The sequence below is a fragment of the Conexibacter sp. JCM 18997 genome (assembly GCF_055391915.1).
The window spans coordinates 3,880,426-3,900,558 of the sequence record NZ_AP043885.1 but is presented as its reverse complement, the minus strand read 5'-3'; the positions used below and the strand labels follow the sequence as shown (position 1 = coordinate 3,900,558).

At 72.7% G+C, this 20,133-nt stretch carries 24 protein-coding genes; 12 read left to right on the top strand and 12 right to left on the bottom strand.

Annotation, left to right across the window (positions count from 1 at the left end; all coding sequences use genetic code 11):
* Positions 1-81: 81 nt before the first annotated feature.
* Entirely contained in the window at positions 82-528 is a 447-nt protein-coding gene (locus tag ACZ5UI_RS19625; protein WP_464190094.1) for a hypothetical protein, read from the top strand.
* On the top strand, positions 519-1,106 hold the full coding sequence (locus tag ACZ5UI_RS19620; protein WP_464190092.1) for a cyclodeaminase/cyclohydrolase family protein: 588 nt from the start codon (positions 519-521) through the stop codon (positions 1,104-1,106). The genes ACZ5UI_RS19625 and ACZ5UI_RS19620 overlap by 10 nt, the downstream gene beginning before the upstream one ends.
* On the opposite strand, the gene ACZ5UI_RS19615 is transcribed toward ACZ5UI_RS19620, so the two are convergent.
* The 4 genes from ACZ5UI_RS19615 to ACZ5UI_RS19600 are packed head-to-tail and all read right to left on the bottom strand — an operon-like array spanning position 1,103 to position 3,220.
* Complete coding sequence (locus ACZ5UI_RS19615) at positions 1,103-1,357, bottom strand: hypothetical protein (protein ID WP_464190089.1); 255 nt, start codon at positions 1,355-1,357, stop codon at positions 1,103-1,105. The two genes, ACZ5UI_RS19620 and ACZ5UI_RS19615, sit on opposite strands and share 4 nt — an antisense overlap.
* A 7-nt stretch (positions 1,358-1,364) precedes the next feature.
* A complete protein-coding gene (locus tag ACZ5UI_RS19610; RefSeq protein ID WP_464190087.1) occupies positions 1,365-1,928 on the bottom strand; it encodes an RNA polymerase sigma factor in 564 nt (187 codons plus the stop codon).
* Positions 1,929-1,938: 10 nt separating this feature from the next.
* Positions 1,939-2,610, bottom strand: a complete 672-nt coding sequence (locus ACZ5UI_RS19605) for a uracil-DNA glycosylase (RefSeq protein ID WP_464190085.1) — start codon at positions 2,608-2,610, stop codon at positions 1,939-1,941.
* Positions 2,591-3,220 (bottom strand): TetR/AcrR family transcriptional regulator, encoded by a 630-nt coding sequence (locus ACZ5UI_RS19600; protein ID WP_464190083.1) that lies wholly within the window; start codon positions 3,218-3,220, stop codon positions 2,591-2,593. The genes ACZ5UI_RS19605 and ACZ5UI_RS19600 overlap by 20 nt, the downstream gene beginning before the upstream one ends.
* A gap of 53 nt (positions 3,221-3,273) precedes the next feature.
* On the opposite strand from ACZ5UI_RS19600, the gene ACZ5UI_RS19595 reads away from it, so the two are divergent.
* Positions 3,274-3,699, top strand: a complete 426-nt coding sequence (locus tag ACZ5UI_RS19595; protein ID WP_464190081.1) for an Rv0361 family membrane protein — start codon at positions 3,274-3,276, stop codon at positions 3,697-3,699.
* 93 nt (positions 3,700-3,792) lie between these two features.
* On the opposite strand, the gene ACZ5UI_RS19590 is transcribed toward ACZ5UI_RS19595, so the two are convergent.
* The 6 genes from ACZ5UI_RS19590 to ACZ5UI_RS19565 are packed head-to-tail and all read right to left on the bottom strand — an operon-like array spanning position 3,793 to position 9,897.
* Entirely contained in the window at positions 3,793-4,428 is a 636-nt protein-coding gene (locus ACZ5UI_RS19590; protein ID WP_464190079.1) for a cobalamin B12-binding domain-containing protein, read from the bottom strand.
* Positions 4,429-4,430: 2 nt separating this feature from the next.
* Complete coding sequence (rfbB, locus tag ACZ5UI_RS19585) at positions 4,431-5,423, bottom strand: dTDP-glucose 4,6-dehydratase (RefSeq protein ID WP_464190077.1); 993 nt, start codon at positions 5,421-5,423, stop codon at positions 4,431-4,433.
* On the bottom strand, positions 5,423-6,268 hold the full coding sequence (gene rfbD, locus ACZ5UI_RS19580) for a dTDP-4-dehydrorhamnose reductase (RefSeq protein ID WP_464190075.1): 846 nt from the start codon (positions 6,266-6,268) through the stop codon (positions 5,423-5,425). Before rfbD ends, rfbB begins: the two co-directional genes overlap by 1 nt.
* Positions 6,269-6,271: 3 nt before the next feature.
* Positions 6,272-7,345 carry a glucose-1-phosphate thymidylyltransferase gene (locus tag ACZ5UI_RS19575; RefSeq protein WP_464190073.1) on the bottom strand — a complete coding sequence of 358 codons (1,074 nt, stop codon included), beginning with the start codon at positions 7,343-7,345 and terminating at the stop codon, positions 6,272-6,274.
* A complete protein-coding gene (locus tag ACZ5UI_RS19570; protein WP_464190071.1) occupies positions 7,345-7,809 on the bottom strand; it encodes a pyridoxamine 5'-phosphate oxidase family protein in 465 nt (154 codons plus the stop codon). Before ACZ5UI_RS19570 ends, ACZ5UI_RS19575 begins: the two co-directional genes overlap by 1 nt.
* Positions 7,810-7,836: 27 nt before the next feature.
* Positions 7,837-9,897, bottom strand: coding sequence for a helix-turn-helix transcriptional regulator (locus ACZ5UI_RS19565; protein WP_464190069.1), 2,061 nt, complete (start codon positions 9,895-9,897; stop codon positions 7,837-7,839).
* Between the two features lie 88 nt (positions 9,898-9,985).
* Here ACZ5UI_RS19565 and ACZ5UI_RS19560 point away from each other — a divergent pair, with 88 nt between their 5' ends.
* Positions 9,986-10,624, top strand: a complete 639-nt coding sequence (locus ACZ5UI_RS19560; RefSeq protein ID WP_464190067.1) for a response regulator — start codon at positions 9,986-9,988, stop codon at positions 10,622-10,624.
* The gene (locus ACZ5UI_RS19555; protein WP_464190065.1) at positions 10,621-10,812 is read left to right on the top strand and encodes a histidine kinase dimerization/phospho-acceptor domain-containing protein; all 192 of its coding nucleotides are present in this window, start codon (positions 10,621-10,623) and stop codon (positions 10,810-10,812) included. The genes ACZ5UI_RS19560 and ACZ5UI_RS19555 overlap by 4 nt, the downstream gene beginning before the upstream one ends.
* A gap of 159 nt (positions 10,813-10,971) precedes the next feature.
* Here ACZ5UI_RS19555 and ACZ5UI_RS19550 read toward each other — a convergent pair whose 3' ends face one another.
* Positions 10,972-11,427, bottom strand: a complete 456-nt coding sequence (locus tag ACZ5UI_RS19550; protein WP_464190062.1) for a hypothetical protein — start codon at positions 11,425-11,427, stop codon at positions 10,972-10,974.
* Positions 11,428-11,477: 50 nt separating this feature from the next.
* Positions 11,478-12,470: a 3'-5' exoribonuclease YhaM family protein gene (locus ACZ5UI_RS19545; RefSeq protein ID WP_464190060.1), complete on the bottom strand. Its 993-nt coding sequence runs from the start codon at positions 12,468-12,470 to the stop codon at positions 11,478-11,480.
* 60 nt (positions 12,471-12,530) lie between these two features.
* Here ACZ5UI_RS19545 and ACZ5UI_RS19540 point away from each other — a divergent pair, with 60 nt between their 5' ends.
* The 7 genes from ACZ5UI_RS19540 to ACZ5UI_RS19510 all read left to right on the top strand — a co-directional run bounded on the left by ACZ5UI_RS19540 (position 12,531) and on the right by ACZ5UI_RS19510 (position 20,121).
* Complete coding sequence (locus ACZ5UI_RS19540; RefSeq protein WP_464190058.1) at positions 12,531-13,223, top strand: SDR family oxidoreductase; 693 nt, start codon at positions 12,531-12,533, stop codon at positions 13,221-13,223.
* Positions 13,220-14,179 carry an ROK family protein gene (locus ACZ5UI_RS19535; protein WP_464190056.1) on the top strand — a complete coding sequence of 320 codons (960 nt, stop codon included), beginning with the start codon at positions 13,220-13,222 and terminating at the stop codon, positions 14,177-14,179. Before ACZ5UI_RS19540 ends, ACZ5UI_RS19535 begins: the two co-directional genes overlap by 4 nt.
* Before the next feature lie 76 nt (positions 14,180-14,255).
* Positions 14,256-15,350 carry an alpha/beta fold hydrolase gene (locus ACZ5UI_RS19530; protein ID WP_464197846.1) on the top strand — a complete coding sequence of 365 codons (1,095 nt, stop codon included), beginning with the start codon at positions 14,256-14,258 and terminating at the stop codon, positions 15,348-15,350.
* A gap of 70 nt (positions 15,351-15,420) precedes the next feature.
* Entirely contained in the window at positions 15,421-16,482 is a 1,062-nt protein-coding gene (locus ACZ5UI_RS19525) for a L,D-transpeptidase (protein WP_464190054.1), read from the top strand.
* Between the two features lie 78 nt (positions 16,483-16,560).
* Positions 16,561-17,385 carry a sigma-70 family RNA polymerase sigma factor gene (locus tag ACZ5UI_RS19520; protein ID WP_464190051.1) on the top strand — a complete coding sequence of 275 codons (825 nt, stop codon included), beginning with the start codon at positions 16,561-16,563 and terminating at the stop codon, positions 17,383-17,385.
* A 64-nt stretch (positions 17,386-17,449) separates the two neighbouring features.
* A complete protein-coding gene (locus ACZ5UI_RS19515; RefSeq protein ID WP_464190048.1) occupies positions 17,450-19,210 on the top strand; it encodes a homocysteine S-methyltransferase family protein in 1,761 nt (586 codons plus the stop codon).
* A complete protein-coding gene (locus ACZ5UI_RS19510; protein WP_464190046.1) occupies positions 19,207-20,121 on the top strand; it encodes a helix-turn-helix transcriptional regulator in 915 nt (304 codons plus the stop codon). The genes ACZ5UI_RS19515 and ACZ5UI_RS19510 overlap by 4 nt, the downstream gene beginning before the upstream one ends.
* Positions 20,122-20,133 lie beyond the last annotated feature (12 nt).

Below are 20,133 nucleotides of genomic sequence, written 5' to 3'. Positions count from 1 at the left end.
CCGTGCAGTGCGGCGCCCATCGGGAGGCGCTCGGGGCGGCGGCGGATGACACGCCCGCCGTCGCCCCACCGATTTTCGCCCATGGCCACCACCGCTCACCCCATGCCCCACGCCGCCACATTGCGCGCCGCGCTGGAGCAGGCGCTGAGCTTCGCCGCCACCCACCGCGGCCGGATCGCCGGCTACGACGCCGCCGCGCTGCACGATGCGCTCGAGCAGCTCGAGCTCGTCCAGGAGGCGCTCGCGCAGGCCGAGACGGTGGCCGCGTCGCACCCCGACGGCGCCGAGTGGCTGGCCGAGGTGGAGGCGCTGACGCTGTTCTTCGATCGCGAGTGGGAGGCGCTCCCCGCCGCCCGCGCCGACGCGCTCATGGCCGACCCGCAGTTGGCCGCCTTCGCGCACTTCCTGCGCGTGGCCCGGCGGATGCCCGCCGAACGGCCCACCGAGGCCGAGGAGCGGCTGCTCGCCGACCAGGCGATCGCCCGCGCCGTCTCCCGGATCCTGGCAGGATCCCGGGCGTGGACTTGACCGATCCGGCCGGCGCTCTCTCCGACGTCGCGGCGGCCCTGGCGCCGTCCTCGCCCACCCCGGGCGCCGGTGTCGTGGCCGGCGGCATCGTCACGCTGGTCGCCGGCCTGTGCGAGTCGGTCGCGCGCGCCTCGATGGCGCAGTGGGACGGCGGGCGCGGGGCGGTCGTGCAGGCGGTCGAGCTGCGCCGACGCGCGCAGACGCTGGCCGCCGAGAACGCCGCGGCCTACCGCGCGGCGCGCGAGCGGCTGGCCGCACCGCCGCAGACCGGCGCCACGGGCCGCGACGCCAACCTGCGGGCCGCGCTGATGCGCGCGGCCGAGGCGCCGCTGGGGATCGCCGCCACGGCGGCCGACTGCGCTCAGCTGGCGGCCGCGCTGGCCCACGACGTCGATCCCAACCTGCGCGTCGACGCGGTCGGGGCGGCCGAGCTGGCCGCGGGCGCGGCCCGCGCCGCCGCGGCGCTGGTCGACATCAACCTGGCGCTGCTGTCGGGCGACCCGCGCAAGATCCAGGCGCAGGCCTGCGTGGCCGCGGCCGAAGCCGCCTGCCTGCAGGCGCGCGCGGCGCTCGCCTAGGCCGAGAGCCGCTCGCGCACGGCGGCGACGAGCGGCACCGACGGGGTCAGCCCCGCGTCGGTCAGGGCCTGCTCGGGGTCGCGAGCGAACGCGTCGCGGAAGTCGCCTTCCGCGATCAGCCGGTCGATCGAGGCCAGGTCCGCCAGCATCGCCGGGATCGCCATCGCGGCGTCGACCCACGCCTGCGGCGGCGCGGCCGTCGCGCGCAGCGCGGCGGCAAGCTCGATCTCGAGGTTCAGTTCGTCGGACATCTGCTGTTCAAGACGTGGCGGGCGCCGCGGATCTTCCATCGGGTTCCAGTTCCCGGCGCAATGCCGCCAGCGCGCGCGAGATGCGGCTGGCGATCGTGCCCGGCGGCAGGTCGAGCGCCTCGGCGATCGTGCGGTAGCTCTCGTCGCGGGCGAAGAAGCGATCGAGGATCTGCCGCTGGTGCTCGGGCAGGCGGTCCAGCGCGGCGCGCACGGTCAGCGCCTGGTCGACCGCGGCCAGCGGCTCGTCGTAGGCGCCGTCGTCGATCGCGTCGGTGGCCACCTCGTGGCCCGAGCGGCGCAGCCAGTCCAGCGCCGCGTTGCGGGTGATCTGCCCGATCCAGGCGCGCACCGCGCTGTCGTCGCGCACGCTGCCCAGGCGCATGTAGACCCGGGTGAAGACGTCCTGGAAGACGTCCTCGGCGGCGTGGTTGTCCAGGCGGAACCCGCCCCGGAGGATGGCGTGCACCATCGTGGCGTGGCGGCGCACGAGCTCCTGCCAGGCCTCCTGGTCGCCGGCGCGGCAGCGCGCGACGAGCGCGTGATCGTCCAGGTTCTGCGCGACCGACAGCACGCGGGCGAGTCTACGTCAGGTCTCGCGCCCGGCGAAACACCGCGTCGGTCATGGGCTCGGTCAGCACGCCGGTGAACGTGTTCTGCTGGGACGGGTGGTAGCTGCCCAGCAGCGTGTACGGGCCGACCCGCGCCTCGGCCAGGTGCCCGAAGCGCGGCTTCGGGCGCGGCACCTCGAGCGGGGCCAGGATCCGCAGCGCGGCGTCCCAGGCGAACGCGCCCAGGCAGACGATCACGCCGACCTGGTCCAGCAGCGACAGCTCCTCGCGCGCGAAGGGCAGGCAGGTGTCGCGCTCCACCGGCGTCGGCTTGTTGGCGGGCGGGGCGCAGCGGACCGCCGCGGCGACCCACAGGTCGGTCAGGGCCAGGCCGTCGTCGACCGAGATCGACGTGGGCTGGTTGGCGTAGCCGGTGCGGAACATCGAGGCGAACAGCCAGTCGCCCGACCGGTCGCCGGTGAACACCCGGCCCGTGCGGTTGGCGCCGTGCGCGGCGGGGGCCAGGCCGAGCACCAACACGCGCGCCGCCGGGTCGCCGAAGCCGGGCACCGGTCGGCCCCAGTACGTCTCGTCGCGGAACGCGGCGCGCTTGACCTCCGCCACCTCCTCGCGCCAGGCCACCAGCCGCGGGCAGGCGCGGCAGGTGACGATGCGCGCCTGCAGGTCAGCGAGTGAGGAGCCCAACGGCGAGGCGCTCGATCACGGGCTCGAGCTCGAGCAGCGTCTCGGGCACGCCGAGGCGCAGCTGACGCGAGCACAGCTCGACGACGGCGCCGACGATCGCGTGGGCGTCCAGGGGCGAGTGGAAGCGCGGGGTGCCGTGGCGCCGGTGGGCGCTGGCGTTCTCGGCCTCGATCAGCGCCGCGAAGTGCTCGAGCATCGTGTCGCGGCGCTCGACGGCGCGCGGGCCGGCGCCGATGATCTCCACCAGCAGCGTCTGGGCCCGGTCGGGGTTCTCGGCCAGCGTCTCCAGGAAGGCCCGCCCGCCGGCCCGGATCTGCGACTCGGGCTCCTCGGGACCGGCCGCGGTGGCCTCGGCCATCCGCTCGGCCACCAGCCGCGCCGACGAGTCGAACAGGGCCAGGATCGCGTCTTCCTTGTTCGTGAAGTGCTCGTAGAACGTGGCCTTCGACATCCCCGCCTCGCGGGCGATCGCCTCGGCGGTGGCGCGCGCGTAGCCCTCGCGGGCGAAGACCGCGGCCGCCGCGTTCAGCAGCCGGTCGCGCTGGACCTCGAGGCGCACCTCGAGCGGCGGAGCGTGACGGCCACGGGGGACGGGGGCGGGCGTGGACATGCCCCGCGAGGATAGGAAAGCCGCCGGGCGGCGATCCAATACGCTGGACGACCGTGCGTTCCGCCCCCGCCCTCCTCAGCGCCGTCGTGGCCGTCGTGGCCCTCAGCGGCTGCGCCTCCCAGAGCAAGAGCAAAGCCGCCGACGACTACTCGGGCGACCAGAAGGCCGTCGCCACGATCGTCGACGACTTCGTCAACGCGGCGTCCAAGAAGGACGCCAAGGAGATCTGCACCTCGGTCTTCGCCAGCGCGCTGGCCGACCAGCTGACCTCGGGCGCGAAGGACTGCACCGACGCGGTCAGCGATCAGCTCGACGACGCCTCGAACTTCGACCTCGACGTCACCAAGGTGACGGTCACCGGCGACACCGCCCAGGTCCTGACCAAGTCCGACTTCAACGGCGACGACCAGACGGTCCGCACGCTGACGCTGGGCAAGCAGGACAACGACTGGCGCATCACCGGCATCGAGGGCAGCTAGTGCCCTGAGTCACTCATTCGCCCGCATCTGGCGGCGCCGGAATCGACCCGCCCCGGCATCCACCAGCTGCACACGAATTACCGACTCAGGACACTAGCCCGCGAGCCGTTCCAGCGTGGCCATGGCCGCGCGCACGTCGGGCGCATAGGAGACCCGCGGATCGTCGCGCAGCGTGCTGGGCACCCCGCTGCCGCCCACCAGGATCGGCAGGTCACCGCGGCCGGCCAGCCCGTCGACCGCCTCGACCAACGCGGTGGTCGGCGTCGCCACCGACACGCTCAGGCAGACGATCTCGGGCCGCAGGCGGGCGGTCAGGTCCAGCAGCGCGTCCAGCGGCACCGCGCCGCCCAGGTAGCGCACGTCGAAGCCGGCGCCCTCGGCCAGGTCGGCCAGCATCCGCAGCCCGACGACGTGGCCCTCGAGCTCGACCCCGGCCATCAGGACGCGTTGGCGCGAGCGCTTGGGCAGACGCGTCGCCGAGCGCCCGACGCGGGCCATCACCGACTCGACGATGCTGGTGGCCAGGTGCTCGTCGGCGACGGTCAGGTCGCCGGCCGCCCAGCGCTCACCCACCTCGGCCAGCGCGGGCGCCAGCACGTCGACGTACAGGTCGGCCAGCGGCACGCCCTCGGTGACGGCCTCCAGCGCGACGAGCTCGGCATCGACCTGGTTCCCGGCCAGCAGGGCGTCGCGAAACGGCCCGACCAGGTCCGACGCCCGCACCGCCATGCTCAGTTCAGCTTGCGCCCGTACTGGCGCTCGTAGTACTCGCGGTAGTCGCCGGAGCGGATCGGCTCCCACCAGGCGGCGTTGTCGCGGTACCACTGCACGGTGCGCTCCAGCCCCTCGGCGAAGTGCACCTGCGCCTCCCAGCCCAGCCCGCGGATCTTCTCCGAGCCGAGGCTGTAGCGGCGGTCGTGCCCGGGGCGGTCGGTCACGTACTCGATGATCGAGGGGTCGGCGCCGGTCTGCTCGACGATGCGGTTGACCACCTCGATGTTCGGCGCCTCGTCGGGGCCGCCGACGTTGTAGACCTCGCCGGCCTCGCCGTGGGCCAGCGCGTGGCCGATGCCCCGGCCGAAGTCCTCGACGTAGAGCCAGTTGCGCACCTGCATGCCGTCGCCGTAGACCGGCAGCGGATCGCCGTGCAGCGCGTTGAGCACCATCAGCGGGATCAGCTTCTCGGGGTACTGGTAGGGCCCGTAGTTGTTGGACCCGCGGCAGATCAGCGCCGGGACGCCGTAGGTGTGGAAGTAGGAGAGGACCAGCAGGTCGGCGCCCGCCTTGCTGGCGCTGTAGGGCGAGGACGGGACGATCGGCGACTCCTCGGTGAACGAGCCCTCCTCGATCGAGCCGTACACCTCGTCGGTGGAGATCTGCACGTACCGCGCGACCGCGTGGCGACGGGCGGCCTCCAGCAGCTGGTAGGTGCCCTGCCCGTTGGTGGTCACGAACGCATCGGGCTCGCTGATCGAGCGGTCCACGTGCGTCTCGGCGGCGAAGTTGACGATCGCGTCCACGCCGTCGCCGATCGCCTCGTCGACCGCGGCCTGGTCGGCGATGTCGCCCACGACCAGCGGCACGTCGAGGTCGGCCAGGTTCTCGCGCCGGCCGGCGTAGGTGAGCTTGTCGAGCACGACGACCTCGTCGCCCTCGTCGCGCACGCGCAGGCGCACGAAGTTGGAGCCGATGAAGCCGGCTCCGCCGCACACGAGCAGCTTCATTACGACGTCACCTTTCGTTCGCTGAGATGGCCGCGCACGCCGTCCTGCCAGGGCGGCAGCATGATCGGGTCGCGGCGCTCGGTCTCCAGCACGCTGTAGGCCGGTCGCGGCGCGGGCCGCTTGAACGCGTCGCTGGTCGTGGGCAGCACGCGGCAGGGGACGCCGGCCTGGTGGAAGACCTCGAGCGCCAGCTCGTTCCACGAGCACGAGCCCTGGGCGGCCAGGTGATGCACGCCGACGTCGTCCTCGCGTTCGGCCAGCTCGATCAGCGCGTCGGCCAGATGGCCGGTCCACGTCGGGCAGCCGACCTGGTCGGTGACGACGGAGACCTCGTCGCGCTCGGCGGCCAGACGCAGCATCGTGTCGACGAAGTTCGCGCCGCCGACGCCGAACAGCCAGGCGGTGCGGGCGATCGCGTGGCGCGCCGTGGCCTCGGCCACCAGCTCCTCGCCGCGCAGCTTGGTCAGCCCGTAGACCGACTGCGGGTCGACCGGGTCGGACTCCAGCCACGGCTCGTCCTTGTGGCCGTTGAAGACGTAGTCGGTCGAGACGTGCACGACGCGCGCGCCGTTGGTCGCGGCCGCCTTGGCGACGTTGCCGGCGCCGGTCGCGTTGACCGCCATCGCGCCGTCGCGGTCGCTCTCGGCGCCGTCGACGTCGGTGTAGGCCGCGCAGTTGACGATCGCCTCGGGCAGGTGATCCTCGACCGCCCGTAGGCAGGCGTCGGGATCGGTGATGTCCAGGTCGGCCCGGGCCACCCCGGTCACGTCGTGGCCGAGCTCGCGGGCGCGTACGCACACCCGATGGCCCAGCATCCCGCCCGATCCCGTGACCAGCACGCGCATCGGCTAGAGGATCCCGATCTCCGAGTTGTCGCCCACCATGAAGCGGTACGCGCGCGGCTGCGCGGCGGGATCGCGGCGGATCTTCACGTTGCGGCCCAGCAGCGAGGACTCCATGCGGCCCGGGAGCGAGTGCACCTCGCTGCCGCCCAGCAGGATCGAGTGCTCGATCTCGGCCTGCTCGACCAGGCAGTTCTCGGCGATCGCGCTGTAGGGGCCCACGTAGGCGTCGACCAGCCGGGAGCCCGCGCCGATGATCGCCGGCCCGCGCACGGTGCAGCGCTCCAGGCGCGCGCCCGCCTCGATCACGACGCGCCCCTCGACGACCGTGTCGATCAGCTCGCCGTCCAGCCGCGTCTCGAGGTTGTCGAGGATCAGGCGGTTGGCCTCGAGCATGTCGTCCAGACGGCCGGTGTCCTTCCACCAGCCGCGCACCACGTGCGGCTCGACGCGCGCGCCGATGTCGACCAGGTGCTGGATCGCGTCGGTGATCTCCAGCTCGCCGCGCGGGCTGGGCTGGATCGCGCGGGCGGCGTCGTGGATGCGCGCGCTGAACAGGTAGACGCCGACCAGCGCCAGGTTCGTCTTGGGCTCGGCCGGCTTCTCGGCCAGCGCGATCACCCGGTCGCCGTCGAGCTCGGCCACGCCGTAGTGCTGCGGGTCGTCGACCGGCGTGAGCAGGATCAGCGCCTCCGGGCGGGCGGACTCGAAGGCGCGCACGAGATCGGTGATGCCGCCCTGCAGCAGGTTGTCGCCCAGGTACATGACGAACGGGTCCTGACCGAGGAACGCCTCGGCGGTCAGCACCGCGTGCGCCAGCCCGGCGGGCTCGTCCTGGACGATGTAGGTGATCGCCACGCCGAACTGGCCGCCGTCGCCGGCCGCCTGGCGGATCTCCTCGCCCGTCTCGGGGGCGATGATGATCCCGATGTCGCGGATGCCCGCGGCGGCCATCGCCTCGATGCCGTAGAACAGCACCGGCTTGTTGGCCACCGGCACCAGCTGCTTGGCGCTGGTGTGGGTGATCGGCCGCAGCCGCGTGCCCTTGCCGCCCGACAGGATCAGGCCCTTGAGGGCCACTAGTACACGCCTCCGAGCTTGCGGTGGTCCCAGCTCACGCGGGTGCGCTCGACGAACTGCAGGCCGACGCGCTTGGACGCCTGCTTGGCCACCATCGCGCGGGCGTTCTCGTCGAGCTCGACGCCGTTGCCGTAGCGGGTGAAGATCTCCACGCCGAGGTCGGCGACGGTCTCGACATCGCGATGGATCACGACCTCGGCCTCGAACATGACGCCCCGCAGCAGGTGGTACTCCACGCCGGCCTCCACCTGAAGCGTGACGCGCGGGTCGCGCTCGAGGTTGCGGACCTTCTGGGACTTCCCGTACGTCCAGGCCCAGATCTCGCCGTCCCGCACGACGAACCACAGCGGCATCAGGTGCGGGAAGCCGTCGCGGCCGTTGGTCGCGCAGGTCACCGTGCGCTCCTCCTGCAGGAAGGTGCCGACCTCGTCGTCGGACATGCGGATCTGATCTCGGCGGCTCATGGGCAGCCAGGGAGGCTAGTAGCTCTACTACCGCACGGGGGCGAGCCGCGACACCGCGGCGAGGACCGCTTCGCGCGCGTCCTCCGGCTCGAGGACGACGGCGTCGCCGGCCTCCTTGAGCACCTCGCGCACGAGGTAGTCGAGCCCCGCGAAGGGCAGCTCGATGACGATCGCGCCGTCGGCCAGCTCCTCGCTGACGCGGCGCTCCTCGCGCGACCAGCGCGCGCGATCGGGCGCGATCCACACGCGGGCCACGCGGGAGGCCTCGACCTCGCCGGTGCGCAGCCAGCCGTCGACCTCCGCGGCGGGATCGACCTCGGGCCGGGGCACGTAGGTGTCCTCCAGCACGGTCACGCGCTTGATGCGGTCCAGGCGGAAGTGGCGCATCCCGTCGCCGTCGGCCGACGGATCGAAGGACGCGACGTACCAGCCCTCGCGGCCGTTGGTCAGCGCGTAGGGCTCGACCGTGCGCACCGAGAACTGGTCCTCGTTGGCCTTGTAGTAGTCCAGCTCGATCATCCGCCGGGCGGCGATCGCGCCCGAGACGACCTTGGCCACCGCCGAGTCGTCGCCGCCGGCCGCCGCGATCTGCAGGCCGGCGTGGGTCGGGTCCTCGCCCAGCGCGGCGACGATCTTCTCGCGGGCCGAGGCCAGCGAGCCCTCGGGGATGTGGTCGCCGATCAGGTCGATCGCGGCGACCAGCGCCTTGGCCTCGACGGGCAGCAGCCGCGCGGGGCGGGCGAAGTTGTCGGAGTACGGCTCGGGATCGACCTCGATCTCGCCGTTGTCGAGCACCTCGGCGTAGAGCACGTAGGAGCCGCCGCCGAAGTTGACGACGTTGAGGACGTTGATGTCCTCGCGCAGCTCGGCGTCGGAGATCTGCAGGCGCTCGAGCACGTCGGCCACCTGCAGGCGCAGGCCGGCCCGGCCGGCCTCGATCAGCACCGAGGCGAGCGTGACCAGGCGCGCGAAGCGCTCGGGGCGGATCGCCGTCTCGCGCCGGCTGGCCGCGGTCGGGGCCTCGTCCTCGTCGGCGGCGGCCGCGGGCCGGCCGCGGGTGGTGGCGGTGTCGAAGGCGCCCTCGTGGCGCTCGGTCACGCGGGCGGCGCGCTCGGCCACCTCGGCGGCCAGCTCGGCCGGCGCCTGCACGGTCGCGTGCTCGCCCAGGCCCAGCACCCACGCGGCCAGCAGGCGCGCGTCGGCGTAGTCGGTGACGAACACGATCGCGCCGTCGTCGGCCGGGCGCGTGGAGCCGAAGCGGCCGAAGTGGCGCTCGACCTGCCAGGCGATGCGCTCGGAGATGCGGATCTCCGCCGTCGCCTGCGCGTCGCCGAACTGCCAGGGCGCGCGGTTGGCGTACGGGCGGGGGTCGAAGTCGGTGGGGCGCTTGAAGTCGTGCTCGGCCTTGGTGGCGTAGGCGACCTTGCCGCGCATGCGCGACAGGCGGAACACGCGCAGCGCGTCGCGCTCGTGCGAGCGGCCCAGCAGGTAGAACTGCCCACCCTGGTAGAGCAGGTGGTAGGGATCGACCTTGCGGTGGCCGACCTCGTCGCGGGCCAGCGTGTAGTAGTCGAAGGTGATCGTCTTGTGGCGGAAGATCGCGGTCTCGACCTTGGCCAGGCGCTGGGACAGCTCGTGGCCGCCGGCGCTGGCGGTCAGGCCCAGCGCGACCGAGCTCTGATCGGGCGCGCGCAGCGGCGACGGGCGGCCCCAGCTGATCTGCTGCAGCGCGAGGCGCAGCGGCTCGGCGTAGGCGAACTCCCCGTCGAGCAGGCTCAGCGCGGTCTGCAGCGCGGCCAGCTCGTTGTCGGAGAAGGCGATCGCCGGGAGATGGAAGTTCTCCGGGCGCAGCGAGTAGTTCTCCTGCTCGGCGATGCCGTCGGCCGGCTTGTCGACGGTCAGCGCGATCCCCAGCGAGTCCAGCTCGGCGCGGTCGGCGTAGAAGCGGCGGGCGAACGCGTCCTCGTTCATCCCGCTGTAGCCCTCGACATCGCGCCGGATCTCCGTGGCCGTCACCGGGCGACGTTCCGCCATCAGGTACGAGATCAGGGAGAGCTGGCGGATGAGCTTCTCGGTGTCCTTCGCCATCGTCACCGAACGATAGGGCGCGGAGGGCGGCGGGAGTTGCGCCATTTCTTCCCTGTTTGCGGCAATCGAGCGCTACGGTTGCGCCTAGATGACCCGCCTCGCCATCGTCGACGACCACGAGGTGCTCCGCGAGGGACTGGAGTCGATGCTCGTGGGGAGCGACCTCGAAGTGGTCGGCACGGCGGGCAACGTGGCCGCCGCGCTGGACCTCGTCGAGCACGCGCAGCCCGATGTCGCGCTCGTCGACATCCGCCTGCCCGACGGCTCGGGGATCGAGCTGACGCGCAAGCTGCTGGCCCGGCGCCCGCAGCTGCGGATCGTGCTCTACACGGGCGAGACCGACGCGGATCTGCTCTACGAAGGGCTCGACTCGGGCGCCCAGGGCTACGCGCTGAAGGCCGGTCCGATGAGCGAGCTGGTCGGCGCGATCACCCAGGTGGCGGCGGGCGGCAGCTACGTCGATCCGCGCCTGGACCGGATCCTGCTCTCCGAGCGGGCCACCGTGCGGGTGTCGCAGCTGTCGCCGCGCGAGCGCGAGGTCATGCACCTGATGGCCGAGGGCCGCACCGCCGAGGGCGTCGGCGAGGAGCTGGGCGTCTCCGTGGAGACCGTGCGCACCCACGTGCGCAATGCGATTCGCAAGCTGCAGGCCCGCAACCGCGTCCACGCGATCGCGCTGGCGCTGGAGCGAGGCGAGATCGCGCTCGACCGCCAGGACGGCGCGTGAGCGAGCGCGACCCGATGTCGGCGCTGGTCCACGACCTGCGCACCCCGCTGGCCGTCGTCTCCGGGTTCGCCGAGCTGCTCGAACGCCGCGGCGACGCGCTGACGCCGGAGCAGCGCGCCGAGTACCTGGCCCGCATCATCGAGGGATCTCGCCAGATGGACGAGATCCTCCAGAACGTCCGGCCCTAGTGCCCTGAGTCAGAAATTCGCCCGCATCTGGCGGCGGCGGCATCGTGCCTGCCCGCACCCGCCATCCACAGCCGTACCACCAGTACGACGGTGGATGGCGGTCACGGGCAGGCCCGCCCCGCCATCCACCAGCTGCACACGAATTACCGACTCAGGACACTAGGACGACTGCCGCGTCGCGGTGAAGGTGATCGGGCCGTTCTGACCGGGCCCGCCCGCCTCGGAGCACTCCTGCTGCAACGACGCCGGAGCGACGACGATCGTGCCCGTGACCTTGGTGCCGGCCTTGTTCCACGTCCCCTTGATGACGGCCTTGGGGGTGTCGGTCTCGGTGGCCTTGAACGTGTAGGCACCGCCGGCCTTCTTGAGGCCGAGGTTGACCCCGTCGATCAGGATCTCCCCGCCGACGTTCTCGGACTGCTGCTGGCAGGTGATCGGGAAGTACGCCTGCACCGTGGTGACCTTGCCGTTGTCGACGTCCACGACGAACTTGCCGCCGTTCTTGACCGTGCCGCGGTACTGCGCGTCCGCTGGCTTGCCCGCCGCGTCGGCGATCGGCGCGGCGATGAGGAGGGCGGCGGCCGCTGATGCCGCAACGACGGTTGAGCGCTTCATACGCCGACCATAACGAGCGGCGACGCGCCAATGGAAAGAAATTTGGCGCGTCAGGCCGCGGCGGCGGGACGGTCGGCCAGCGCGGGGGCCGGCGTCTGGCGGCTGGCGAAGTAGGCGCCGCCGCCCAGCGCGCGGTCCCACGCGCTCCAGCGATCGCCCTCGGGCAGCTCCTTCTCCAGGCGGTCGAAGCTGCCCAGGCGCCCGCCGAGGTTGTCGACGAAGTGCACGAGCGTGGCCTCGCGGGTGCAGGGCACGACCGGCGAGCCGTGCTCGAGCGAGCCGTGGTGGCTGAGGATGATGTGCAGCAGCGCCTCGGCGCGGTCGGCGGGGAAGCCCTCGATCGACTCGATCACCCGGCGCACCCGCGTGTAGCCGAGCACGATCTCGCCCTGCAGGCGGCCCGCGTCGGTCATCTCGATGCGCAGCCCGTCGCTGGCGTAGGCCTCGAGCTTGCCGATGTCGTGCAGCAGCGCGCCGGTGACGGCCACGTCGTGATCGATGCCCGGGAACGTCGCGCTCATCGAGTGCACGGCCTGGCCGACGGTCAGCGAGTGCTCCAGCAGCCCGTGGCGGTAGGCCTGGTGGTAGAGCTTGGCGGCCGGCGCGTTGCGGAACGCGGGCCAGGTGCGCGCCTGGGGCCCGATGATCCGGTCGAGCACCTGGGCCAGGTAGGGGTCGCGCACGGTGGCCACGAGCTCGCGCAGCTCGCCCTCCATCGCGTCGACGGGGCGCGGCGGCCCGTCGAACAGGTCGTTGAGCTCGAAGCTGCCCTCGGCCGGGCGGCGCAGGGCGCGGATCGTGATCTGCGCGCCGTAGCGGGGATGGTCGTCGTAGCGGCCGATCACGCGCACGGGCACGCCCGGGCGCACGTGCGGCTGCAGCTCCGGCACCCCGTCCCAGATCATCGCGCTGACGACGCCGGTCCGATCACCGAGGTCCAGCTTGAGGAACTCTCCGCCGTCGCGCTTCTGGCACACCTCGACGGCGCGCACCAGCAGGACCTGGTCGATGTCACATCCGTCGGCGAGCTCTCGCACGAGCATGCAGGCAACGTAGACGTGCATGCGGACGAAACCGCCGCAATCGGGGTAGGGTCGGGGGCAATGGCAGCGACGGTGATCGTCACGGGCGGCACGGGGGGACTGGGCCACGCCGTGACCGAGACCTTCCTCGACGCCGGCTGGCGGGTCGTCGTGCCGTGGGTCGCGGAGCGCGAGCTGGAGCGGGTCGGCACGCGCGACGGGCTCGAGCTGATCCAGGCGGATCTGTTCGACGAGCAGTCGGTCGCGTCGGTGGTCAAGCTCGCCGCGCAGGACGACGCCCGCCCGCTGCACGCGGTCGTCAACCTCGTCGGCGGCTTCAGCGAGGGCGGGCGCATCCACGAGACGCCGATCGACGACTTCGAGGCTCAGCTGCGCCTCAACCTGCGCCCCACCTACCTCGTCACCGCGGCGGCGCTGGGGCACTTGATCGACGCCGGCGGCGGCTCGGTCGTGTGCGTCTCCACGCGTGCGGCGCTGCGGCCGTTCCCCGGCGCGGCGGGCTACATCACGGCCAAGGGCGCGGTGCTGTCGTTCGTCGACGCCGCGGCCGCCGAGTACAAGAAGGACGGCGTGCGCGTCAACGCGGTGCTGCCGTCGATCATCGACACGCCCGCCAACCGGGCGGCGAACCCCGATGGCAAGTTCGACACGTGGGTGCAGCCGGAGGAGATCGCCGCAGTGATCGCCTTCCTGTGCTCCGACGCGGCCGCGGTGACCAGCGGCGCACACGTTCCCGTCTACGGGAGGGCATGAAGATGGCGCTGCGCGGCGGAATCGACCTTGGTGGGACGAAGATCCAGGCGATCATCGCCGACGACGATCATCAGGTGGTCGGCGAGGCCCGGCGGCCGACGCCGACGGAGGGCGGCCCCGACGACGTGATCGCCGCGCTGGCCGACGCCCTGCGCGAGGCGGCGTCGGCGGCCAGCGTGCAGACCGGTGACCTCGTCGGCGTGGGTCTCGGCTCGCCCGGCGACGTCGAGCAGGCGGCCGGCACGATCGCCCAGGCCGGGAACCTGCCCAACTGGCAGGCCGCGGTGCCCGTGGGCCAGCTGCTGGGTGAGGCGCTCGACGCCAAGGTGGCGATCGGCAACGACGTCTCGGTGGCCACCAAGGCCGAGTTCGAGCTGGGCGCCGGCAAGCCGTTCGAGTCCGTCCTGGGCGTCTTCTGGGGCACGGGCGTGGGCGGCGGGCTGATCCTCAACGGCCAGGAGTGGAACGGCCGCGGCGCGGCCGGCGAGATCGGCCACATGGTCGTCAAGGAAGGCGGCGCGCTGTGTCCCTGCGGCCGCCACGGCTGCATGGAGGCCTACGCCGGCCGCAAGGCGATGGAGACCGAGGCCCGCAAGCGCCACGACGACGGTGAGCACACCCACCTGTTCAAGTTCATGGAGGAGAAGGGCCGCGACCGGCTCACCTCCAGCATCTGGTCCAAGGCGCTCGAGCACCACGACAAGCTGGCCGGTCACCTGATCGACCGGGCCTACGAGGCGCTGGGCACCGGCGTCGCGTCCGCGGTCAACCTGCTCGACATCGAGGCCGTGATCCTCGGTGGCGGGCTCGGCGTGCGCTTCGGCGACGGCGCGGCCCAGCGCCTGGCCACCGAGATGCAGCCGCACCTGTTCAACGACGACCGCCCGCCGGTCGTCGCGGTCGCCTCGCTGGGCGACTACGGCGGTGCCCTGGGCGCCGCCATGCTCGTTTCCTGACCCGCGGGCGCCGGGCCGGACCGCTTCCGTTCAAGCCAGGCGACGCACGGGGCGATACTCCTGGGCAGCGATGCGCCTGCCGCCCAGCCCCACCGAGGTCTCGTCCGCCGCGGCCAACGTCTACGACATGGTTCTGGGCGGCGGCCTGGCCGACCTGCGCCGCACGCCCGCGTCGATCATCGACGAGGGGCCGCAGCGCACGGTGTTCCGCTACCTGGTGCCCGACGGGGCCGCGCCGCCGCGCGACCTGCCGGTGCTGCTCGTGCCGCCGCTGGCCGCGCCGCCGATCTGCTTCGACCTGCGCCGCGGCTGCTCGCTGGCCGAGCACCTGCTGGCCGTGGGCCACCCGACCTACCTCGTCGACTACGGCCGCATCGGCTTCTCCGACCGCGACCTCGGGTTGGAGCACTGGATCGAGGACGTGATCCCCGAGGCGGTGCGGCAGGTCAGCGCCGACGCCGGCGGCCTGCCCGTGCAGCTCGTCGGCTGGTGCCTGGGCGGGATCATGGCGCTGCTGTCCGTGGCCGCCGATCCCGCGCTGCCGGTCAACGCGATCGCCGCGGTGGCCAGCCCGTTCGACTTCACCCAGGTGCGCCTGCTGCAGCAGCTCGGCCCCGTGATGAGCCTGGGCGGCGATCGGCTGCTGAACCCGCTCTACCGCGCGCTCGGCGGCGCGCCCGCCCCGCTCGTGCGCCGTGCCTTCCAGCTGACGTCGATCGACAAGGAGCTGACCAAGCCGCTGGCCAAGCTGCGCAACCTCGACGACCGCGACTACCTGGCCCAGATGGAGGCCGTCGACCACTTCACCCGGCACATGCACGCCTATCCCGGGCGCACGTTCGGCCAGCTCTACCACCGCTTCTTCCGCGTCAACGACCTGGCCGACGGCCGGTTCGCGCTCGACGGGCGCGACCTCGACCTGCACGACGTGTCGGTGCCCGTGCTCGCCGTGGCCGGTGATCGCGACGTGCTCGCGCCCGCCGCCGCCGTCCACCACATCGGCGAGCTGCTGCCCAACGCCACCGAGGTGCGCCTGCAGACCGGGCCCGGCGGGCACCTGGGCGTCCTGGCCGGACGCAGCGCCCAGCCGACGACGTGGGCCTGGATCGACCGCTTCTTCGCCGACCACGGCTCCGACCAGCGCCCGGTCTCCCTGCGCGTCGTCGCCTGATCGAGCGCTCCTGCGCGCGGGCGCGGAATTGCAGGTCGACGTGCAGGCGATCACTACCGTGACGCGCCGCATGGAAGCTCGCCGCCTCGCCCTCGCCACCGTCGTCGCCTCGCTGTGTCTCGCCGCCCCGGCGGCCGCCGCCACCGACGACGACACCGCCGTGATCGGGGCCGGGACGCTCGTGGGCGGCGTCGACGTGGGCGGCCAGACGATCAGCCAGGCCGCCACCACGCTGGACACGCAGCTGGCGCCGAAGCTCAACGCGCCGGTCACCGTGGCGATCGGCAGCCGCCGCTTCCAGCTCGGGGGCGCGCGGGCCGAGGTCAAGCTCGACGCGCTGCGCACGGCCCGCCGCGCCTACTACGCGGCCCGCGACGCGGCGCCGACCACGACGAGCACGACCACCACGACCGCGCCGGCCTCCTCCCGCACGGCCGGGGGCACGGTCAGCGGCCTGTCGGTGCCGGTCGCCGTCAGCGTCTCCAGCGCCGCCGTGCGGGCCTGGGCCGACAAGGTCGCCGGCGACGTCACCCGCCAGCCGCGCAGCGCCGCGCTGAAGATCGGCCTGACCAGCATGCGCGTGACCAAGGCCCGCCGCGGCTTCACCGTGGACGCCTCGACGCTCGCGCGCAAGGTGGTCGACGCGTTCTCGGACGCCACCGCCACGCGCACCCTGCGCCAGCCGCTGAAGGCGCTGGAGCCGGCGACGACCCTGGCCGAGCTGCGCAGCGCCAACCGGACGATCATCACGATCGACCGGTCGGGCTTCAAGCTGCGCCTGTTCCAGAACCTGCGCCTGAGCAAGACCTACGGGATCGCCGTGGGCATGGCCGGCCTGGAGACGCCGTCGGGCACCTACAGCATCCAGAACAAGCAGGTCGATCCGGCCTGGCACGTGCCCAACTCCGACTGGGCCGGCTCGCTGGCCGGTCAGGTGATCCCCGGCGGCGCGCCGGACAACCCGCTGAAGGCCCGCTGGATGGGCATCTACAACGGCGTCGGCATCCACGGCACGGCCGAGGACTGGTCGATCGGCTCCCAGGCCTCGCACGGCTGCATCCGGATGCACGTCTCCGACGTGATCGACCTGTACCCGCGGGTCCCCGTGGGCGCGAAGGTCCTGATCCGTTAGCTGCGCTTCTTGCACCGCTGATCAAACGATTAGGTCGCCTTCACGGGCGGCTTCAGGTTGGGCTCGAAGCTCTCGTCCATGTACGACCACGACGAGGCACTGACGCAGTACCTGGAAGAGATCGGCCGTCACAAGCTCCTGACCGCCGCCGAGGAGATCGACCTCGCCCAGCGCATCGAGAAGGGCGACCTGGCGGCGAAGGACCGGATGATGACGGCCAACCTCCGCCTTGTCGTGTCGCTGGCCAAGCGCTACCAGGATCGCGGTCTTCCACTGTTCGACCTGATCCAGGAGGGCAACGTCGGCCTCATACGTGCGGTCGAGAAGTTCGACTACCGCAAGGGGTTCAAGTTCAGCACCTACGCGGTGTGGTGGATCCGCCAGTCGCTGGCGCGCGCGCTGGCCGACAAGGGCCGCACGATCCGCCTGCCGGTGCACATCGCCGAGCGGCTGCACCGCGTGCAGCGCACGGAGCGCAAGCTCGTCCTGAAGCTGGGCCGCGACGTGACCGACGCGGAGCTGGCCGAGGAGCTCGGGCTGACGCTCGACGAGGTGGCGCTGGTCCGCGGCGAGCTGCCCAACACCGTCTCCATCCACGTGCCGGTCGGCGAGGACGAGGCCGAGCTCGGGGACTTCCTCGAGGACCGCGCCTCGCTGTCGCCCTTCGAGGAGACCGCCCAGGTGCTCGATCGCGCCGCGATCGACCTGGCCCTGGAGAACCTCCCGGGTGGCGAGCGGCGGGTCATCCAGCTGCGCTACGGCCTGGACGGCGGGCGCGAGCGGACGATGCACCAGGTCGCGCGCGAGATGAAGCTGTCGGCCGACCGGGTCCGTCGCCTGGAGGAGCAGGCCCTGCGCAAGCTGCGGGCGCTGCCCGAGACGCGCGCGCTGCAGGCGGCTTGAAGAGAAGGCGACCGGTTCGGCCGGCACCTGACCGATCGGACAGGCGTGCCACACTGATGGTCCGATGGGGAGCGAGGGACTGACAAGCACCGCATCCGGCTACGGCCGGGTGCAGGAGCTGCTGGCGGCGCAGCGCTGCGTCGTGCTCGACGGCGGCGTCGGCACCGAGCTGCCGGGGATGCGCGAGAGCGACGACCGCCTGTGGGGCGTGCGCGCCGTCCTCGACGACCCGGCCGGCGTGCTCGACGTGCACCGCCGTTACGTCGCCGCCGGCTGCGACGTGATCTCGACCGACACGTGGGGCCTGCCGTCCGGGCTGCTGGAGAACGGGCCGCGGCTGTGGCCCAGCTCGGCCCAGCCCGTGCACTGGATGGACGTGGCGCGCCGCGGGCTGGCGCTGGCCCGCGAGGCCGTGGGCGACGCGCAGACCGCGGTCTCGTTCTCGCTCAACGGCGACGTCGACGCCAACGAGGGCCAGGAGACGATCCGTCTGCTCGATCGCGTGTTCGCCGACGACGCGCCCGACCTCGTGCTGGTCGAGACGCTCTCGCTGGTGCGCCCGTCGCTGTACGACACCGTCGAGCGGCTGCTCGACACCGGCCTGCCGATCTGGCTGTCCTTCCGCCGCTGCCGCCACGGGCTGTGCGGCGTCTACGGCGAGCACTGGGGCGGGCCCGAGGGGGACGCCTTCGGCCGCGCCGCGCGCCGCTTCGAGGAGATGGGCATCGGCGCGCTGCTGGTCAACTGCATCCCGCCCGATCACGTCGACGGGATGGTCTCGTTCCTGCGCGACTTCACCGACCTGCCGTTGGGCGTCTATCCCAACCTCGGGTACCTGACCAGCGCCGGCTGGCAGTTCGCCGAGGGCGTCGGCGGCGAGGAGTACGCGCAGATGGCGCTGCGCTGGCGGGCCGAGGGCGCGCAGATCATCGGCGGCTGCTGCGGCGTCACGCCCGACCACATCGCCTCGGCCAAGGCCGTGCTCGACGACACGCGCCCCGGCCGCGCGCGCCCGCAGGTCGATCTGAACGGCAACGGGCCGGACACCGACGTCGCGCCCGCGCAGTGGACCGACCGGCGCGGTCGCGCGCTGTACCCGATCGCCTTCCCCGACCTGGTCTGCGAGGAGGGCGTGTTCGCCCCCCGCGAGCAGTCGTTCCTGGCCTGGCGCTATCTGCAGGCCGAGGCGATCGGCGCGCACCAGCGCTGCCTCGACGTGGGCTCAGGCACGGGCATCCTCGGCGTGCAGCTGGCGCTCAACGGCGCCTCGCACGTGCACGCGATCGACGTCGACGACCGCGCGGTGGCCAACACGCGCGACAACGCCTTCCGCAACGGGGTGGCCGACCGCATGTCGGTGGCGCGCGTCGACCTGTACCCGTGGGTGCCCGAGGAGCGCTACGAGGTGATCGTCGCCTCGCTGTTCCAGATCCCGTCGGACCCCTTCCAGCAGGTCCACAGCCACGGCCCGGTCGATTACTGGGGGCGCAACGCCTTCGACCAGCTGCTGGCCAAGCTGCCCAAGGCGCTGGCCCCCGAGGGCGTCGCCTATCTCGTGCAGCTGTCGATCCTCTCCCAGGAGCGCACGGCCGCGCTGCTGGCCGCGGCGGGCTTCGAGGCGGCGGTGGTCGACTACGCGCTGTTCCCCTATCCCGAGGCCTTCGCCGAGCAGCGCGCGCAGATCGAACGCGTCGAGGAGCTGTCCGACAGCTACCACGTGCGCATGTCCGACGAGGACGTCGTGGTGGCCTACCTGCTCGAGGTGCGGCGCACCGGCGAGGGCGTGGGCGAGGCCGGCGTCGCGCCCTGGGCGGTGCGCCGGTGAGCGTGGCCGTGTCGGGCGTCGAGGCGCAGCTGGCGGCCCTGCAGGGCGTGCGGCTGGCCATCGGCCGGTTGGCCGAGCTGGGGCCGGTCAGCGAGATCGTCGACCGCGGACCGGGCGAGGCCGCGGTCGCGCTCGGGCTGGAACGCGTACTGCTGTCGCGCATCGACGACGGGCGGCTGGTGGCCGAGGCGCTGCACGCGCCCGCCGATCCCGAAGGCGCCGCGGTGACGCTGGCGCGCCTGCAGGAGGCGCCGGTGCCGATCGACTACCCGCTGGTGGAGGGCGAGGTGCTGCGCCGGCGGCGGCCGCAGCTGGTCGAGGCCGACGGTGGCGGTCCGTCGCGACACGCGTTCGCCTCGGTGCTGGGCTGGGAGACCTACGTGGCCGCGCCGATCGTGCTGGAGACGCGCGTGATCGGGTTCTTCCAGGCCGATCGCGAGGCGATCGGCGAGGTCGAACGCGACGGCCTGGGCGCGTTCGCCGACGGGTTCGCGCTCGTCTTCGAGCGGGCGATCCTGCGCCGGCGACTGCGCATCCAGCGCCGCGAGATGCGCCAGGTCGCCTCGTGGGCCGACGCGCGCACCGGCGAGCTCAGCGATCGCGCGGTGACGCTGGCCATCGACCGCGAGACGGCCGGCGACGACGACGGCGGCCGCGCCGCGGTCGGCTCGGGCGGCGGCGACTCGGCGCTGCGCGACCTGCTCACCCGCCGCGAGCTCGACGTGCTGGAGCTGATGGTCAAGGGCGAGACGAACGCGGGCATCGCGCGCTCGCTCGTCGTCTCCGAGGGCACGGTCAAGTTCCACGTCAAGAACATCCTGCGCAAGCTGCACGCCTCCAACCGCGCGGAGGCGACGTCGCGCTACCTGCGCCTCACGCTGCGCCGCGGCGACGCGCCGCCGGCGCCCTAGCCACCCGGGTAG

What these genes read in the sequence shown, in the direction of transcription:
- ACZ5UI_RS19600 (WP_464190083.1), bottom strand. Translation starts at nt 3,220, where the DNA reads ATGTCCACGCCCGCCCCCGTCCCCCGTGGCCGTCACGCTCCGCCGCTC.
- ACZ5UI_RS19535 (WP_464190056.1), top strand. Translation starts at nt 13,220, where the DNA reads ATGAAGATGGCGCTGCGCGGCGGAATCGACCTTGGTGGGACGAAGATC.
- ACZ5UI_RS19515 (WP_464190048.1), top strand. Translation starts at nt 17,450, where the DNA reads ATGGGGAGCGAGGGACTGACAAGCACCGCATCCGGCTACGGCCGGGTG.
- ACZ5UI_RS19525 (WP_464190054.1), top strand. Translation starts at nt 15,421, where the DNA reads ATGGAAGCTCGCCGCCTCGCCCTCGCCACCGTCGTCGCCTCGCTGTGT.
- rfbD (WP_464190075.1), bottom strand. Translation starts at nt 6,268, where the DNA reads ATGCGCGTGCTGGTCACGGGATCGGGCGGGATGCTGGGCCATCGGGTG.
- ACZ5UI_RS19590 (WP_464190079.1), bottom strand. Translation starts at nt 4,428, where the DNA reads ATGGCGGTGCGGGCGTCGGACCTGGTCGGGCCGTTTCGCGACGCCCTG.
- ACZ5UI_RS19615 (WP_464190089.1), bottom strand. Translation starts at nt 1,357, where the DNA reads ATGTCCGACGAACTGAACCTCGAGATCGAGCTTGCCGCCGCGCTGCGC.
- ACZ5UI_RS19570 (WP_464190071.1), bottom strand. Translation starts at nt 7,809, where the DNA reads ATGAGCCGCCGAGATCAGATCCGCATGTCCGACGACGAGGTCGGCACC.
- ACZ5UI_RS19625 (WP_464190094.1), top strand. Translation starts at nt 82, where the DNA reads ATGGCCACCACCGCTCACCCCATGCCCCACGCCGCCACATTGCGCGCC.
- ACZ5UI_RS19550 (WP_464190062.1), bottom strand. Translation starts at nt 11,427, where the DNA reads ATGAAGCGCTCAACCGTCGTTGCGGCATCAGCGGCCGCCGCCCTCCTC.
- rfbB (WP_464190077.1), bottom strand. Translation starts at nt 5,423, where the DNA reads ATGAAGCTGCTCGTGTGCGGCGGAGCCGGCTTCATCGGCTCCAACTTC.
- ACZ5UI_RS19560 (WP_464190067.1), top strand. Translation starts at nt 9,986, where the DNA reads ATGACCCGCCTCGCCATCGTCGACGACCACGAGGTGCTCCGCGAGGGA.
- ACZ5UI_RS19540 (WP_464190058.1), top strand. Translation starts at nt 12,531, where the DNA reads ATGGCAGCGACGGTGATCGTCACGGGCGGCACGGGGGGACTGGGCCAC.
- ACZ5UI_RS19520 (WP_464190051.1), top strand. Translation starts at nt 16,561, where the DNA reads ATGTACGACCACGACGAGGCACTGACGCAGTACCTGGAAGAGATCGGC.
- ACZ5UI_RS19565 (WP_464190069.1), bottom strand. Translation starts at nt 9,897, where the DNA reads ATGGCGAAGGACACCGAGAAGCTCATCCGCCAGCTCTCCCTGATCTCG.
- ACZ5UI_RS19545 (WP_464190060.1), bottom strand. Translation starts at nt 12,470, where the DNA reads ATGCTCGTGCGAGAGCTCGCCGACGGATGTGACATCGACCAGGTCCTG.